Below are 15,391 nucleotides of genomic sequence, written 5' to 3' on the forward strand. Positions count from 1 at the left end.
AATTCTGAAGTGGACACTTTAGTTTAGGGTTGCCTCGATCGCGCCGCGCAGAAGACATCAAATCGAGCAGGGCCGGCCGCGACAATTCGCGACCGGCCAACGAAACACTAGTGATCGGCCTTGATGAACGTGCCGTTCTGCAACTCGCGCATGGCCTGCATGATTTCTTCACGCGTGTTCATCACAATCGGCCCGTGCCAGGCAACCGGCTCCTCGATCGGCTTGCCCGAAACCAAAAGGAACCGGATACCCTCATCACCCGCCTGCACGGTCACCTCATCGCCCGTGTCGAAAACGACCAGCGTGCGGTTGCCAGAAAGATCGCGGATGTTGAGTTCCTCGCCGTTGACTTCCTTCTCGACCTTGACGCCGATCGGCTTGGAGGCATCGCGGAACGTACCGGAGCCAGCGAAGATATAGGCGAACGCCTTACGGTAGGTGTCGACCTTGAAGGTCTTCCTCTTCCCTGGCGGCACGGAAATATCGAGATAGACGGGTTCTGCCGCGACACCATCGACCGGTCCGGTCTTGCCCCAGAACTCGCCGGTGATGATCCTTGCCGACGTGCCGTCGTCATCGACGACGACAGGAATGTCGGCTGCCTTAACGTCCTGATAGCGCGGAGCGGTCATCTTCTGCGAGGACGGCAGATTGGCCCACAGCTGGAATCCATGCATCCTGCCGGCAAAATCACCCTTCGGCATCTCCTGGTGCATGATGCCGCTGCCAGCCGTCATCCACTGCACGTCGCCAGCGCCGAGCAGACCCTGGTTGCCCAGGCTGTCGCCATGTTCGACGGTACCGGCCAGCACATAAGTGATGGTCTCGATGCCGCGATGCGGATGCCAGGGAAATCCACGCTGGTATTGAGCAGGATCGTCGTTGCGGAAGTCATCCATCATCAGGAACGGATCGGTCAGCGACGGATCGCCGAAGCCGAAGACTCGATGCAGATGGACGCCTGCGCCCTCCATCGTCGGCTGGGCGCGGGATTCATGCTTTACGGGGCGGATGGACATGGGCCTTCCTTTCAATTGAGTTCAACTTGCCAGCAATATAGGCGTGCTGGCGCTGAATGACAGTCGCCCAGCTTCAGAACAGAGCGTTCAGCTTTTCGGTCTTTTCGGAATATGAGCGAGATCGGATAGACCGTTAAACTTTTGTTAACCATACCGCGTGATGATCGCTCATTCGACAATTCCGTCGCGTATTGGGGTCGATCATGTGTCGCTGGGCCGCTTATCGCGGAAATGCCCTGTTCATCGAGGACATCGTCTCTTCGCCGGCCCACTCGCTGATCGCACAGTCGCACTCAGCCACCGAGGCACGCACCCCCACCAATGGCGACGGCTTCGGCATCGCCTGGTATGGTGAGCGCGAGGCACCGGGCCTCTACAGAGACATTTTGCCGGCCTGGTCCGATTGCAATCTGAAAAGCCTTGCGAGCCAGATCCGTTCGCCGCTGTTTCTTGCCCATGTGCGTGCCGCGACATCGGGCGGCACACGGCGGGACAATTGCCATCCCTTCGTGCACGGCCGATGGTCCTTTATGCACAACGGCCAGATCGAGCATTTCGAGAAGCTGAGGCGCCCGCTCGAGACCATGTTGCCGGACCATCTTTACGCGACCCGGGCCGGCACGACGGACTCGGAACTGATTTTCTTGCTCGCTTTGCACTTCGGGCTTGAGACCGCCCCGCTGCCGGCATTCCGGGAAGCCATCGCGTTCATCGAGCATCTCGCCACCCATCTTGGTTATCAGGCCGGCGTCCGCTTCACTGCTGCCTTCTCCGATGGCAACCGGCTCTATGCCGTTCGTTACGCCACCGACGAAAACGCACCGACGCTTTACGCTTCGGCCATGAGTGCCGAACGCGGCTATTGCCTGGTCTCGGAACCGCTTGACGACAACCGGCAGAACTGGATGCGCATTCCCGACGGCAGTGCCGTGATCATCGGCGCGGACGGACTTGAAGTCTCGGTGTTCGAGACCGACACTTCGCTCGATTTCGCGATGCCGATGGTCGCCGCGCAGTAGCTTCCGACACCGCAATGCCGTGACAAGTCCGGCATTGAAAACATCATTTGAAGCGCTCTGCGATCAAAGCCACCAGCTTTTCCGCTACCTCGTCCTTGCCCATGTCAGGCCAACGGTCTATCCCGTCCCTGCTGATGATAGCGACGCGATTGCGCGCCCCACCCATGATGCCGGTCTCGGGCGAAACATCGTTGGCGACGATGAAATCGGCGCCTTTGCGTTCCAGCTTGGCACGGCCGTTCTGTTCGACATTGTTGGTCTCGGCAGCGAAACCGACGACTAATGCCGGCCGCCGGGCATGATGACCGATGACCTTGAGGATATCCGGGTTCTCGGTCAGTGAAAGCACCGGCGTCGCGCCATCCGCCTGCTTCTTGATCTTCTCGCCGGAGGCGGAGGCAACGCGCCAGTCGGCGACGGCAGCAACCATCACGGCGATATCCGCCGGCAACGCCAACAGCACCGCATCGCGCATCTCTTCAGCACGCTCAACATGCACTGTCCGTACACCCCGCGGATCGTCAAGGCTCACCGGCCCCGACACAAGCGTGACATCCGCACCGGCCCTTGCAAGGGCGGCAGCGATGGCATGGCCCTGCGTGCCCGAAGACCGGTTGGCGATATAGCGAACCGGATCGATGGGCTCATGCGTCGGGCCCGACGTCACGATCGCGCGCTTGCCGGCAAGCGGCTTCGGCGCGGTATCCAGCAATGTTTCGACTTCCGCCACGATATCGAGCGGCTCGGCCATACGGCCCATGCCGGCCTCGCCGCCTTCGGCCATTTCGCCGCGCATCGGCCCGATGAAATGCGCGCCATCGATCAGCAACTGCGAGGCATTGCGGCTGACGGCTGGGTTCGACCACATTTTCGGGTTCATTGCGGGCGCCAGCAAAACTGGCCGCTCGGTGGCAAGCAGGATGGTGGAGGCAAGGTCGTTGGCAAGACCATTCGCCATTTTGCCCATCAGATCTGCCGTAGCGGGAGCGACAACGACCAGATCGCATTCGCGCGCCAGCCTGATATGACCGACATCCACCTCGTCCTCGCGAGAGAACAGATCGGTATGCACCCGCTGGGCCGACAGCGCACCGACGGCGAGCGGCGTGATGAACTCCTCCGCCCCCTTGGTCATGACAGGAATGACAATTGCCCCGCGCTCTCGCAACCGACGGATCAGGTCGAGGCTCTTATATGCAGCGATTCCGCCGGAAATGATCAGCAGAATGCGTTTGTCTTTCAAGGTCATGGCTCGCCCGCGGCTGGAATTCTTCTCACACCAAAATAGTGGAGCGGCGCGACTATCGCAATGTTTGGTCGAGCAGCAATCGCACGGCCTTGGAATTGCGTTAATTTGTCGCCAAGCCTTCACAAAGCCGCCCGAATGCGCCAGATAATTGGCAACAGCATGAACAGCATAGAGGTCCGCATGACAGCCGAAACCGCAATCGATATGGGCAAGCTCGAAAAACTGGCCGAGGTCGCCGTCAAGGTAGGTCTCGACCTGCAGAAGGGCCAGGATCTGGTGATCACCGCGCCGCTTGCCGCAGCGCCGCTCGCCCGCTTCATCACCAAGCATGCCTATCTTGCTGGCGGCGGACTGGTTACGACCTTCTACAACGACGAAGCGGCGACCCTGATGCGCTATGCGCATGCTGGCGACGATACCTTCGATCGCGCATCCGGCTGGCTCTATGAAGGCATGGCCAAGGCCTATGCCAACGGCTCCGCGCGCCTGGCAATCGCCGGCGACAACCCGATGCTGCTGGCCAACGAGGACCCGGCCAAGGTTGCCCGCGCCAATCGCGCCCTTTCAACCGCCTACAAGCCAGCCCTCGAACACATCTCCAATTTCAACATCAACTGGAACATCGTCGCCTTTGCAAATCCGTCATGGGCCAAACAAGTGTTTCCTGACGATTCCGAAGCCGTTGCGGTCAAGAAGCTCGCCGATGCAATCTTCGCCGCCTCGCGCGTCGATGTCGCCGATCCGGTCGCAGCATGGAAAGCCCACAATGCGGAGCTCGCGCGTCGCGCCAAATGGCTGAACGAGCACAATTTCTCCGCCCTGCATTTTCGAGGTCCCGGCACGGATCTGACTGTCGGCCTCGCTGACGGTCACGAATGGCATGGTGGCGCGACCAATGCCAAGAACGGCGTGCTCTGCAATCCCAACATTCCGACGGAAGAGGTGTTCACCACGCCGCATGCACATCGCGTCGAAGGGTTCGTCTCCTCTACCAAGCCGCTGAGCCACCAGGGCACCCTGATCGACAACATCCAGGTGCGCTTCGAGGCAGGCCGGATTGTCGAAGCCAAGGCCACCAAGGGCGAAGCGGTGCTGAGGAAGGTGCTCGAAACCGACGAGGGCGCAAGCCGCCTTGGCGAAGTGGCACTGGTGCCGCATTCCTCGCCGATCTCAGCTTCGGGCTTGCTCTTCTACAACACGCTGTTTGACGAGAATGCCGCTTGCCACATCGCGCTCGGCCAGTGCTATTCGAAGTGCTTCGTCAACGGCGCCAATCTCACCCAGGACGAAATCGCTGCCAAGGGCGGCAATTCCAGCCTCATCCATATCGACTGGATGATCGGTTCCGGCGAGGTCGATATCGACGGTATTGGTGTCGATGGTAGCCGCGTGCCTGTGATGCGCAAGGGCGAATGGGCCTAAAGTCATCTCACGGGCAACCCCTCACCAAGTTCGTCCAGCCAATCGGCTTCGCCTCTTGGGGACGAACTATCCTCTCCCACAAGGGGAGAGGTAGGGGGCGCCAGTGGCGTTCGCCGTGCCTTGTGGCAAAGCGATGCAGCGATTTCACCTCTCCCCTTGTGGGAGAGGATACGCAGGCCGGACGAGCATCGCGAGGCCTTGGCCGTAGTTGGTGAGGGGTGAGCCTCACCGCATACTAACCGCCACACTTGACAGCGCCACACCCCTTTGCGCCCGCTGGCTGAGCCAGGTGCTGACCAGCACGACGGCGATACCGGCGATCTGCAGCGGCCCGAGATCCTGGCCGAGCAGCGCCCAGCCGAGAATGACCGCGACCATCGGGCTAAGAAAGCCCAGCGCCGACACGGCAGATGACTCGATCCGCGCCAGGCCGCGAAACCAGACGATATAGGTCAAGGCGCCACCAATCAGGCCGAGCCAGACGAAGCCGATAAAATTGGCTGGCGTCAGCGACGGCAGGGTCGGCTCGAGCAGGAGCGCCACCGGCAGCAACAGCATGCCGCCCGCCGTCAGTTGCCAGGCCGTAAAGGTGAGCGGCGAAACCGGCGGCTGCCATTTACGGCTCAATACTGTGCCAAATGCCATAGAGACTGCGCCGGCCAGACCGGCAGCAATACCGATCGGATCGAGCGCCGCCTTCGGGGTCAGAACCAACAACGCCACGCCGATCAGGCCGGCGACGCCTGCTACAATCGAGAACACTCTTATCGGTGAACCCAACAATAGGCGCGACAGCGCAACAACGATCAGCGGCTGGACGGCCCCGACGGTCGCAGCGACACCGCCCGGCAGCCGGTAAGCAGAGACGAACAGCATCGCCCAGAAGAACGAGAAGTTCAGCGCGCCGAGCAACAACGACCTCACCCACCAGATTCCTGATGGCAGCGTTCGAACTAGGAGTAGCAGCAGCAATCCCGCCGGCAAGGCCCTGAGCATGGCGACTGTCAGCGGATAGCCCGGCGGCAACAGCTCGGTCGTGACAATGTAGGTGCTGCCCCAGATCGCCGGCGCCAGAGCGGTAAGTAGGATGTCTGATGAACGGGCCACGATGAATTCCTTATATTGTCTTGACGTCAAGATATTCCATTTTATCTTGACGTCAAGACAATTCGAGCGATACTGGAAGCATGGATCATGTGGATAGAATTTTAGCCCAATGGAATCGCGAGCGGCCGGACCTCGATGTCGCACCGATGGGTCTCCTCGGTCGCATAACGCGGCTGCGCGCCCATCTCGGCCGCGAGGTGGAGGCTGAACTCGCCAGGCATGGCCTGTCGAGTTCCAGTTTCGATGTTCTGGCGACGCTGCGGCGTACGGGACCACCCTATCGTTTGTCACCTGGCGAACTCATCGCCACCACCATGGTCACCTCGGGCACGATGACCAATCGGATCGATCAGCTTGAAAAGGCCGGCCTTGTCGAGCGCACCACCAATCCGGAGGATCGACGCGGCATGATCATCGCGCTGACAGAAAATGGCCTGGCTCTAGTCGATACGGCTGTCACCGCCCATGTCGCCAACCAGCACCGGTTGGTGGAGGTGCTGAGCGAGGCTGAGCGAAAGGCTCTGGATGGGTTATTGGCAAAGTTCCTGAGCGGATTCGAGTAACTGAATGCCCCTCATCCGGCCCCAACGGCCGGATGAGCAGGAGACACGAACTCAGAGCGTTGCCACTGTCCTACGCACGCGCTCCAGAAAACTCGCCCGTTTTGCATCCGTTATCTGATCCATGCTGTGCAGTGACAGCATGCGGAAATCGACTCGGCGGCAGCAGAATTTCGCCACGCCCCGTTTGAGAATTCGCTTCACAGGGTTGTTCATGTAGAAATGCACGATCCACCACGGCGAGCCGGTCGACGTTATCGCCCAGAAATGTTTGATGTTGTCGAGTGTCGGAAACAGCCTGCCGCCGTCCGGATCGGTGCCGTAAGCGAAGCCCGGTACGAAGATCCGGTCGATGAAGCCTTTCAGTATGGCAGGCAAGTTGAACCACCATTGCGGAAAGACGAGGATCAACCCATCCGCTGCCTTGAGCCGCGCGATCATGGGCTCGACTGCCGACGAGTCGTAGGTTTCGTCCAAATAGCTCGCTCGCTCCGCCGCCGTCAGGCGCGGATCGAAATCCTCGGCATAAAGATCAAGAAAATCGACATTGTGCCCCCGCGCCTCCAGCGTCGCCACCACTGTCCCCGCGACCGATGCCGCAAAGCTCGATTTCAGCGGGTGGGCGAGAACGACGAGGAACTTCAAAACAGGTTTCCTTGCCCGGATGCGCCTGAGGAAGCAGGTGCCTTGGGTAGAGGTTTCTTCTTCACCGGCTGGGGTCCACCGTCTCCCTCACCGGCAACTGCCTTGACGTGGCCGTCAGCAAATTCGATATCGATCGCCTTGCCTTGGCTCACCGTTCCCGCCGACGATAACACATGATCATGCTCATCGCGAATGACGGCATAGCCGCGCTTCAGCACATTCTTGTAGGAGAGCGATTGCAGGATTCGGTCATGAGCCAACAGCGCCTGCCGTTCGCGCTTGAGAAAGATGTCGAGCGCGCCATCGCTGCGTCGCGCAATGTTGGCCAACCGCTCTTTCTGGCGCACGGTTTCTCCCGACAGCCGGGCCGGTAGCCCCGCAAACACCGCATCGGCGCGTGACAGCCGGGCGCGGGAGCGGTCGATCAATCGCTCGATCACCCGCTCGGCCTTCAGCATCTGCTCGCTTACCTTCTGCCGCCGTTCGGAAATCCGGGCGGAAAGAATGTCCGGCCGGAGTTGAGACGCGGTTCGTTCGAAAGCCCGCCGCCTGTTGAGGGCGGTCAACTCCAGCCCCCGCTCCAACCGGGCCGAAGCCTCGTCGAAGCGGCGGCGCGGCAATGCGAGCAACTGGTCGATGGAGGGCAGCGCCCGCACGAGCGACCGCACGCCTTGCCGGCGATTGTCCATCTGCCGGTTGATCGCACCCGAAAGCCGCGCCGCAAGGCCCGAAATCTGCGCTTCCAGATCGGCCTTGACCGGCACCGCCATTTCGGCGGCCCCGGTCGGTGTGGGCGCGCGCTGGTCGGCGGCATAGTCGATCAGCGTCCAGTCAGTCTCATGGCCCACCGCAGATATCAGCGGAATCTGGGAAGCCGCGGCCGCCCGCACCACGACTTCATCGTTGAAGCCCCACAGGTCCTCGAGACTACCGCCGCCCCGCGCCACGATCAGCACATCCGGCCGCGGAATATCGCCACCCGGCTGAAATTCGTTGAACCCCCGGATCGCATTGGCGACTTCGGCGCCCGACCCCTCACCCTGCACCTTGACCGGCCAGACCAGCACATGCAGCGGAAAGCGGTCGGAAATCCGGTGCAGGATATCGCGAATGACCGCCCCGGTCGGCGACGTGACGACGCCGATCACCGCCGGCATGTAAGGCAGCAATTGCTTGCGCGACGGATCGAAAAGCCCCTCGGCAGTGAACTTCCGTTTGCGCTCCTCAAGCAGCGCCATTAGCGCGCCGACGCCGGCTGGCTCGAGGCTTTCGATGACGATCTGGTATTTCGACGAGCCGGGGAATGTGGTGATCTTGCCGGTGGCGATCACCTCCATGCCCTCTTCCGGCCGCACCTTCAGCTTGGAAAACGCGCCCTTCCAGATCACCGCCTCAAGCCGCGAGCGGTCGTCCTTCAACGCGAAATAGGCATGCCCCGATGAATGCGGCCCTCGATAGCCGGAAATCTCGCCGCGCACCCGCACGTGGTCGAAGGCAGCTTCCATCGTCCGCTTAATCGAGCCCGACAGCTCGGAAACGGTATACTCGGTCAGGTTGGACGGCGAATCGTTTTCAAAGAAAGTCATGATGGTCCATCATGTCGTCAAAGGCGCGCCGATGCCAGAGTTTGGATCTATTTGATCTGGAACAATGGACCCCCGTACCTTTATCGGTTAATCACAGGCAATCATGGCAACCCCAACCGGATCGTTGATGGCTGATTCCTCTTCCCGCCCCTTTCGCCGCCAGGTCTTCTTCATCAGCGGCTTTGATCCGCGCGGCGTTTTGTTCCTGCACAAGAACTGCGTGACGGAAACCGAGAAGTGGGCCAAGACCACCGGCTACGACGTCAAGACCGGCGCTCGCAAGAACGTGTCGAAACTGGTTCGCCGGTGGCCTATCACGGCAACCCTGCCGACTGGCACGAGCGAGACGAGTTTCGACTTTCTGCAATGGGACGACATCATTCGCGAGCACTGGGATAAGCGCAATTGGCTTGTCTACCTGCAGTCGATCGCGGGCCTCTGGCGGCTGCTTCTCGACGGCGTCTATACCAGGACGATCCGAGACAGCTGGCCGATCGCCATCGTCATGTCTGCGCCGGCGATGACTGCCATCCTTCATGGTCTGGGTGTCCTGCTGCCGTTGCTTGGCCTGCTCGGCCTGTACTTTTTCCCAGGAGTCATCGGCAAGGTCCTTGCGCTGGTGCTGATTGGCGCAGGCGCCTATGCGTTCTGGTGGATCCGCAAGAACATGGACCGCTACAAGCCGGAATGGAACGGGCGCATCGGTCTGTTCGCCAACAAGATGGTTCAATCGCGTGACTTTGTTCCCGGTCTCGATGAACGGCTGAACCAGATGGTCGACCATATCGTCGCCTCCATCGATGAGGGCAAACCTGATGAAGCTTTGATCGTCGGTCATAGCTTCGGCACCTCGATTGCCTCCATCGTGACATCCCGGGTGCTCGAACGCCGTCCAGAATGGGGAGCCAAGGATTCGCCGCTGGGACTGGTGACACTCGGCGAGACCCAATGCCTGCTCGCATTCCGCAACAAGCCCAACTGGTATCATGAGGAACTGTCGCGGTTTGCAAAGTTTCCGGATTTCAACTGGCTCGATTTCTCATCGCCGCCGGACGGCGCCTGCTTTGCGATGATCAACGTGCTGGATTTCCTGCCGAACCCGCCCAAGGCAATGCCGAGGCAGCTCAATGCGCAGTTTCACAAGATCTTCTCAGAAGATCATATGAACGAAGCGCGCTATCACAGAATGCTGATGCACTTTTTCTACATGCAGGCCTCCGACAATCCGGACCTCGACAGTGATCTCTATGATTTCGTCCTGCTGATCTCCGGCACCCAGAAGGCACGTGAGCGCTACGGCAAACGCCCCTCGGGCAAACCATTCTTCAGGAAGGAGCGCTGACATGGCACGCATCGTCGGCCCCATGCCCGTCATCCGCAAGACGCGTCCCTCGCCGCTGACCCGCATCATCGAGGGGCGGCATTCGTCGCTCGACGTGTTGTTCGAACGCAGCTACTCCATGAAGATGGGTGAGTTTTCCGGGGTGCGACGCAAATTCTATTTCCTCGCCCAACCGGATATCGTCAATCGCATATTGTCGTCGGATGTTGATCTCTATCCGAAAAGCAATCTGATGGGGACGATCCTCTACCAGATCCTCGGCAACGGTATCTTCGTATCCAATGGCGAGACCTGGAAGAAGCAGCGCCGGATGATGAACCCGGCCTTCGATTTCGCCCGCATTTCAGAAGTCTTTCCGCTGATGATGGAATCGGCCAACGACATGAAGGCCCGGCTCGACGCCGTTGCCGACGGCCGCGAGGTGCAGATCGATTTCGAGATGACCCATGTCACCGCCGATATCATCTTCCGGACGATCTTCTCCGAACCGATCCCGCGTGAGGAAGCCGCGCAGATCTTCGACGCGTTCAACCACTATCAGGAACTGGCCTATATCCACGGCGTCTGGAACATGGCGGGCCTACCGCAGGCGCTGTCCATCCCGCGCATGCGGGCTATCCGCCATGCCAGAGGCATACGCGGCCCGCTGGCCCGCATGGTGCGCAAGCGCTTTGAACTGCTCGCCACCAATCCGGAAAACCCGCCTCAGGATATTCTCTCGTCGCTGATCGCGGCTGAAGACACGGACGGTTCGAAATTCTCCGAGAAGGAACTCGTCGACCAGATCGCGGTGATGTTCCTCGCCGGCCACGAGACCTCGGCCAGTGCGCTGTCCTGGGCGCTTTACCTGATATCCCATGACCAGGATGTGCAGGATCGCATGCATGTGGAAACCGAACTGGCCTTCGGCCAGGAGGGTGGCTTTGCGCCCCGGCATTTCAAGTTCCTCAAGCTGACCCGCGACGTGTTTCGCGAGACGCTCCGACTTTATCCGCCTGTGTCCTTCGTGCCCCGCGACATCACCGTCCCCGAAACCATGCGCGACAAGAAACTGAAGAAAGGGTCGGCGATCTTCATTTCGCTCTGGCTCCTGCACCGTCACCGCGAGATCTGGAAGAACCCGGATACGTTCGACCCCGATCGCTTTTCACGCAGCGACGAGAAAGAGGCGATCCGTTCGGCCTACATGCCTTTCAGCCAGGGGGCGCGCGTCTGCCTTGGTGCTTCCTTTGCGTTGCAGGAGGCGGCCATCATCTTGTCGATGATCTCGCGGCACTATGAGATCCTGCCAGTCGAAGGCCACGTGCCAAAGCCGGTGGCGCGCCTGACACTGCGTTCGGAAAACGGTATCCGCCTGAGGTTGCGCAAGCGCTGAATCGCATTACAGCACCCGGAAGACCAGCATCCGCTTTTCGCCGCCATTATCGACTGGCTCGAGGAATTCTGGAATTTCGCCATTCACCAGCCGGGCAAAGAGACCGCTCGGCTGAGCGCGACTGATCGAGCTCAGCTGGGGATCATCCGTGCAGATCAGCAGATAGCCAATCTTTTCATGTTTCATCATCTGCCAGGCTTCGGACGGCTCAGCCATGCCCATTTTCAGCGCGGCAATCATGCCCGCCTGGTTGCGGTGGTAATTGGCAGTCAGCACCGCATGTGGTGTATATCGGAGCAACACCGACCCCGGATTGGATGTCGATAGGATTCGGCCTGGCGGCAGCGAAGCCAGTGACTTGAGGCGTTGCGGCGTAACGCAGGCCCCGGCCTTTGTCTCTTCCTGCTTCGGTGGCGTGCCAGCCAGTGCATCACCGGCCTTGAACGCCATCACTCCGGAAATGGTCCACACCGAGGGTATGCTGGCGAGCACCGCAATGATGAAGGCGGCGGCGGCACGGGTGTCGTTGCGGCGGGCGTAATAAACATCACGCAGATCCGAAATCAGCGCCGACAGCGGTACGAAGGCGAGAAAACTTGCGAATATCGTACCCCGCACCTGCACGGCCGAGATCACCCAACTGACCAAAATCAGGGCAAGCAGGATCGCATGTGCGGTTGCCTGCTGGCGCCGGAGGATGCGAAACAGGCAGACCGCAACGCCGATCAAGCCGACCGCATAAAAGCCGCCGACATCTTCCGGAGCGACGGCGATGATCGACTGCGCCTCACTTATGCTCGACAGCCACATTGTCTGGAGCAGCGGATCAAGGTCGCCCAGAGGATTTTTCAAGCATTGTGGCGCGATGATGAGCGCGATCGCAGCGGTAACGAAGCCGACGAGGACAAGCGCTCCAAGGCGCATGCCAGTTCCCCGGCCGCTGGCAAACAGGGCAGCGGCGGCAAGGGCAAATCCACCTGCACTGGCAATGGCAAAGTAACCAAGCGACAACGTATCGCAGGTGACAGCAGACCAAAGAGACGTTGGCGTCGTGCCGAAGAAGATTGCAGCGGTACAGATTGAAAAACTCAAGCCGTAGCCGATTGCTGCGCGCCTGTATCGATCTCCATCGAATGCCCAGAGTAACGCGACAACCACCGACCCGACCGCAACGAGCGGTGTCGTTTCAGCGCCAATTGCCAGCGCGACGGCCCCCGCAATTGCGGCAAGTGCAAAGTTAGAAGCGCGTGCCAACGGATCGATCAACATCGCGACAATGAAGATGGCCAGCACCAGTTGCAGATTGTGATGGTCGATCGCCCCGGGACGAAACCGGATAATCGCGGTAAGGAAAACTGTGGCGAGAATGAGCGCCACCACCATCGCCTGCCTGCCTCCAATCCGGTAGCCAGCCAGCGCGGTTGCCGCCATCAGCGGAAGAACCAGGGCGATCGGCCAAACGAAAGCCGCAGCGGCTTCCGCAGCCGTCGGACTGAGAAACATCGAGAACAACAGGATCAGGCCGGCAATCGGCGCATCGACCAGTCGGGACCAGTGCATCAGCGTCCCACCAGCCGGTCCGAGCCGATATTGATGCAGATCGAACCAACCCTGCCCGCCGAGGAAATCGCGCACTTCGACAAGCCGCATGGAGTCGTCGGGATCGGGGCCGATATAGTCCTTGTAGTTCAGGAAATGCGCGCCGATCTGATAGACAATCGCGATCAAGCTGAACAGAAGCACCGCCCGCCAGAAATACACCGGCTTGTCACATTGGTCATTGCGCCAGCTGCCGCACAACCGGGCTCCGGAAGCAGCTTCTTTACCATTATCTGTCATCGGAGAACTCTTGCCGCAGATTGTCTTGCCAGTCGAAACCTAGCCTTAACCTTCTCAAGAAATAGTAAAGGCGCACATTTCGCGGGCCGCGCCCGCCTTGGCTGAGGAGTGGACGGGCGATCATGAGCGAAACCTACGACATAGCGGTGCTCATTCCCTGCTATAACGAATCCCTGACGATCGCTGAGGTGGTCAGAGGGTTTCGGCGGGCGCTTCCGACAGCACGCATCTATGTCTACGACAACAATTCCAAGGACGATACTGCCATGCGCGCCGCTCTGGCAGGCGCGACCGTCTTTCGCGAGCGCAGGCAGGGCAAGGGCAATGTCGTACGGCGGATGTTTGCCGATATCGACGCCGACATCTACCTGATGGCCGATGGCGATGGCACCTACTCTCCCGAAGATGGCGAGGACCTGATCAACACGCTGATCACAGAGCGCGCCGACATGGTGGTCGGCACCCGCCGCGATGTGCGGATCGATGCCGGCCGTCAAGGGCACGCATTCGGCAACATGATCTTCAACCGGCTCTATCGCTCGATCTTCGGCCGCGACTTCACCGATATCTTTTCCGGCTACCGCGCCTTTTCGCGACGCTTCGTCAAAAGCTTTCCCGCCGTCTCCAACGGTTTTGAGATCGAAACCGAGATGTCGGTCCATGCCTCGCGGTTGAAGCTGCCGGTCTGCGAGCTCGAACTCGATTATGGTCGCCGCCCCGAGGGCTCGCACTCCAAGCTCTCGACCTTCGGCGATGGCGGCAAGATCCTCTGGATGTTCGCCATGCTGATGAAGGAAACCCGGCCGTTTGCCTTCTATCTGATCTTCTCCGCGTCCCTCATGGCAGCCGGTCTGACCTTCTCCGTGCCGGTACTGATCGAGTATTTCACCACCGGCCTCGTCAATCGCATGCCAACATGGATGCTGTCGGTTACACTGATCGCCCTATCTTTCGGCATGTTCATGGCCGGTCTCATTCTCGATTCGCTGGCTCGCTCGCGCACTGAACAGCTCAGGGTCGGCTATCTCGCCATTCCAGCCGCATTCGGTTTCACCCGCCCTTCGTTCTCTTTCCCGAAGACGGACGAAGCCCGCACCGAAACCCAGTTCGCGGCCTGACCGCATCAACAGAAATTTCGCAGGTAACCGCCATGAACAGGGAAATGACCAACCGCATCCGTTTCGTGATCGAGGACATCCTGCCGCCCGTCGTGCGGGATTCGCAGCTGTTCCGCCATGCCGCCAAGCTTGCCTGGGGCAACCATATCGATCATCTGGCGAAGTTCCGTGAGCGTGCGCCGTTTCTGACCGCCGAGGAATATGCCGATCTCTACCGCAAGCATCCACGGGTGCATGAAGGCACCGACAATTCCGAAGCCTGCATCAAGAAGATCGTTGCTTCGGTCGCAGGCGAAAGCGTCTGCGATGTCGGCTGCGGCACCGGCGCCCTGCTTCGCCGCATCCAGTCGGGGTCGCCCAACCTCAAGCGCCTGACCGGCGTGGACTTCGTCATCGACGACGCCGCCAAGCTGGACGGCATCGAATATGTCGCCGCCATGGTCGAGAAGCTTCCTTTCGCCGACGGCGAGTTCGACACCGTCATCTGCACCCATGTCATCGAGCATGTGTTGGAATACCGTGAGGCAATCGCCGAGCTGCGCCGCATCGCCCGCAAGCGGCTGATCATCGTCGTCCCTCGCGAACGGGAATCCCGCTACACGTTCAACCCGCATTTCAACTTCTTCCCCTACACCCATTCCTTCCTGCGCGCTGTACATCCGGTGCCGGCGCACTATGTCTGCGAGGATATCGGCCGCGACATCTTCTATTCGGAAGAGCGCGGCTGATGTTCGGGTCGTTGACGCCGGGCGCCTGGATCGGCCTGCTCGGCACGCCATTGCTGATCGCCGCCGGTCAGGTGCTGTTCAAGCTGACCAGTTCGACCACCGGCGGGCTGGATACCAAGGGCCTGATGGGTCTGTTTCTCAACCCGATCTTTCTCGCAGCGCTGGCGCTTTACGGTTTCGGTACGATCGTATGGATCTTCGTACTCAAGCAGGTGCCGCTAACGGTCGCCTATTCGTTTATGGGGCTGACCTTTCTGTTCGTGCCGCTGCTGGCGCTCGCTTTTCTCGGCGAGACGCTGACGCTCCGCTATTTCCTTGGCGCTGCGTTGATCATCGGCGGCTTGATCGCCATCAATGGCTAGACGGCATTTCCACGGCTGTC

The 15,391-nt window shown here is 60.2% G+C and carries 14 protein-coding genes; 8 read left to right on the plus strand and 6 right to left on the minus strand.

Features of this window, described 5'->3' with window-relative positions; all coding sequences use genetic code 11:
* Positions 1-107: 107 nt before the first annotated feature.
* Complete coding sequence (locus JJB09_RS10855) at positions 108-1,019, minus strand: pirin family protein (protein WP_201657414.1); 912 nt, start codon at positions 1,017-1,019, stop codon at positions 108-110.
* A gap of 203 nt (positions 1,020-1,222) precedes the next feature.
* On the opposite strand from JJB09_RS10855, the gene JJB09_RS10860 reads away from it, so the two are divergent.
* Positions 1,223-2,038 (plus strand): class II glutamine amidotransferase, encoded by an 816-nt coding sequence (locus JJB09_RS10860; protein ID WP_201657416.1) that lies wholly within the window; start codon positions 1,223-1,225, stop codon positions 2,036-2,038.
* A 43-nt stretch (positions 2,039-2,081) separates the two neighbouring features.
* On the opposite strand, the gene coaBC is transcribed toward JJB09_RS10860, so the two are convergent.
* Entirely contained in the window at positions 2,082-3,287 is a 1,206-nt protein-coding gene (coaBC, locus tag JJB09_RS10865; protein WP_201657418.1) for a bifunctional phosphopantothenoylcysteine decarboxylase/phosphopantothenate--cysteine ligase CoaBC, read from the minus strand.
* Positions 3,288-3,467: 180 nt separating this feature from the next.
* On the opposite strand from coaBC, the gene JJB09_RS10870 reads away from it, so the two are divergent.
* On the plus strand, positions 3,468-4,709 hold the full coding sequence (locus JJB09_RS10870; protein WP_201657420.1) for an aminopeptidase: 1,242 nt from the start codon (positions 3,468-3,470) through the stop codon (positions 4,707-4,709).
* A gap of 225 nt (positions 4,710-4,934) precedes the next feature.
* On the opposite strand, the gene JJB09_RS10875 is transcribed toward JJB09_RS10870, so the two are convergent.
* Positions 4,935-5,819, minus strand: a complete 885-nt coding sequence (locus JJB09_RS10875) for an EamA family transporter (protein ID WP_343229013.1) — start codon at positions 5,817-5,819, stop codon at positions 4,935-4,937.
* A gap of 77 nt (positions 5,820-5,896) precedes the next feature.
* Between JJB09_RS10875 and JJB09_RS10880 the strand changes: the two genes are divergently transcribed.
* Positions 5,897-6,379 (plus strand): MarR family winged helix-turn-helix transcriptional regulator, encoded by a 483-nt coding sequence (locus JJB09_RS10880; protein ID WP_201657424.1) that lies wholly within the window; start codon positions 5,897-5,899, stop codon positions 6,377-6,379.
* 51 nt (positions 6,380-6,430) lie between these two features.
* Here JJB09_RS10880 and JJB09_RS10885 read toward each other — a convergent pair whose 3' ends face one another.
* Positions 6,431-7,021, minus strand: coding sequence for an NAD(P)H-dependent oxidoreductase (locus tag JJB09_RS10885; RefSeq protein WP_201657427.1), 591 nt, complete (start codon positions 7,019-7,021; stop codon positions 6,431-6,433).
* The gene (gene xseA / locus JJB09_RS10890; protein WP_201657922.1) at positions 7,018-8,610 is read right to left on the minus strand and encodes an exodeoxyribonuclease VII large subunit; all 1,593 of its coding nucleotides are present in this window, start codon (positions 8,608-8,610) and stop codon (positions 7,018-7,020) included. Before xseA ends, JJB09_RS10885 begins: the two co-directional genes overlap by 4 nt.
* 124 nt (positions 8,611-8,734) lie before the next feature.
* Here xseA and JJB09_RS10895 point away from each other — a divergent pair, with 124 nt between their 5' ends.
* Positions 8,735-9,949 carry a lipase family protein gene (locus tag JJB09_RS10895; RefSeq protein ID WP_201657429.1) on the plus strand — a complete coding sequence of 405 codons (1,215 nt, stop codon included), beginning with the start codon at positions 8,735-8,737 and terminating at the stop codon, positions 9,947-9,949.
* Between the two features lies 1 nt (position 9,950).
* Positions 9,951-11,324: a cytochrome P450 gene (locus tag JJB09_RS10900; RefSeq protein WP_201657431.1), complete on the plus strand. Its 1,374-nt coding sequence runs from the start codon at positions 9,951-9,953 to the stop codon at positions 11,322-11,324.
* Positions 11,325-11,330: 6 nt separating this feature from the next.
* On the opposite strand, the gene JJB09_RS10905 is transcribed toward JJB09_RS10900, so the two are convergent.
* A complete protein-coding gene (locus tag JJB09_RS10905) occupies positions 11,331-13,163 on the minus strand; it encodes a hypothetical protein (RefSeq protein ID WP_201657433.1) in 1,833 nt (610 codons plus the stop codon).
* Positions 13,164-13,285: 122 nt separating this feature from the next.
* Between JJB09_RS10905 and JJB09_RS10910 the strand changes: the two genes are divergently transcribed.
* The 3 genes from JJB09_RS10910 to JJB09_RS10920 are packed head-to-tail and all read left to right on the plus strand — an operon-like array spanning position 13,286 to position 15,371.
* The gene (locus tag JJB09_RS10910) at positions 13,286-14,281 is read left to right on the plus strand and encodes a glycosyltransferase (protein ID WP_201657435.1); all 996 of its coding nucleotides are present in this window, start codon (positions 13,286-13,288) and stop codon (positions 14,279-14,281) included.
* Positions 14,282-14,325: 44 nt separating this feature from the next.
* Positions 14,326-15,009: a class I SAM-dependent methyltransferase gene (locus JJB09_RS10915; protein WP_246748666.1), complete on the plus strand. Its 684-nt coding sequence runs from the start codon at positions 14,326-14,328 to the stop codon at positions 15,007-15,009.
* Positions 15,009-15,371, plus strand: a complete 363-nt coding sequence (locus tag JJB09_RS10920) for a DMT family transporter (RefSeq protein ID WP_201657439.1) — start codon at positions 15,009-15,011, stop codon at positions 15,369-15,371. The genes JJB09_RS10915 and JJB09_RS10920 overlap by 1 nt, the downstream gene beginning before the upstream one ends.
* Positions 15,372-15,391 lie beyond the last annotated feature (20 nt).

Origin of the sequence: Phytoamicus setariae (assembly GCF_016722925.1) — a bacterium.
In the GTDB taxonomy this organism is placed as follows: domain Bacteria; phylum Pseudomonadota; class Alphaproteobacteria; order Rhizobiales; family Rhizobiaceae; genus Rhizobium_E; species Rhizobium_E setariae.

What these genes read in the sequence shown, in the direction of transcription:
- JJB09_RS10900 (WP_201657431.1), top strand. Translation starts at nt 9,951, where the DNA reads ATGGCACGCATCGTCGGCCCCATGCCCGTCATCCGCAAGACGCGTCCC.
- JJB09_RS10915 (WP_246748666.1), top strand. Translation starts at nt 14,326, where the DNA reads ATGACCAACCGCATCCGTTTCGTGATCGAGGACATCCTGCCGCCCGTC.
- JJB09_RS10880 (WP_201657424.1), top strand. Translation starts at nt 5,897, where the DNA reads ATGGATCATGTGGATAGAATTTTAGCCCAATGGAATCGCGAGCGGCCG.
- JJB09_RS10855 (WP_201657414.1), bottom strand. Translation starts at nt 1,019, where the DNA reads ATGTCCATCCGCCCCGTAAAGCATGAATCCCGCGCCCAGCCGACGATG.
- JJB09_RS10905 (WP_201657433.1), bottom strand. Translation starts at nt 13,163, where the DNA reads ATGACAGATAATGGTAAAGAAGCTGCTTCCGGAGCCCGGTTGTGCGGC.
- JJB09_RS10895 (WP_201657429.1), top strand. Translation starts at nt 8,735, where the DNA reads ATGGCTGATTCCTCTTCCCGCCCCTTTCGCCGCCAGGTCTTCTTCATC.
- JJB09_RS10870 (WP_201657420.1), top strand. Translation starts at nt 3,468, where the DNA reads ATGACAGCCGAAACCGCAATCGATATGGGCAAGCTCGAAAAACTGGCC.
- JJB09_RS10910 (WP_201657435.1), top strand. Translation starts at nt 13,286, where the DNA reads ATGAGCGAAACCTACGACATAGCGGTGCTCATTCCCTGCTATAACGAA.
- JJB09_RS10860 (WP_201657416.1), top strand. Translation starts at nt 1,223, where the DNA reads ATGTGTCGCTGGGCCGCTTATCGCGGAAATGCCCTGTTCATCGAGGAC.
- coaBC (WP_201657418.1), bottom strand. Translation starts at nt 3,287, where the DNA reads ATGACCTTGAAAGACAAACGCATTCTGCTGATCATTTCCGGCGGAATC.
- JJB09_RS10920 (WP_201657439.1), top strand. Translation starts at nt 15,009, where the DNA reads ATGTTCGGGTCGTTGACGCCGGGCGCCTGGATCGGCCTGCTCGGCACG.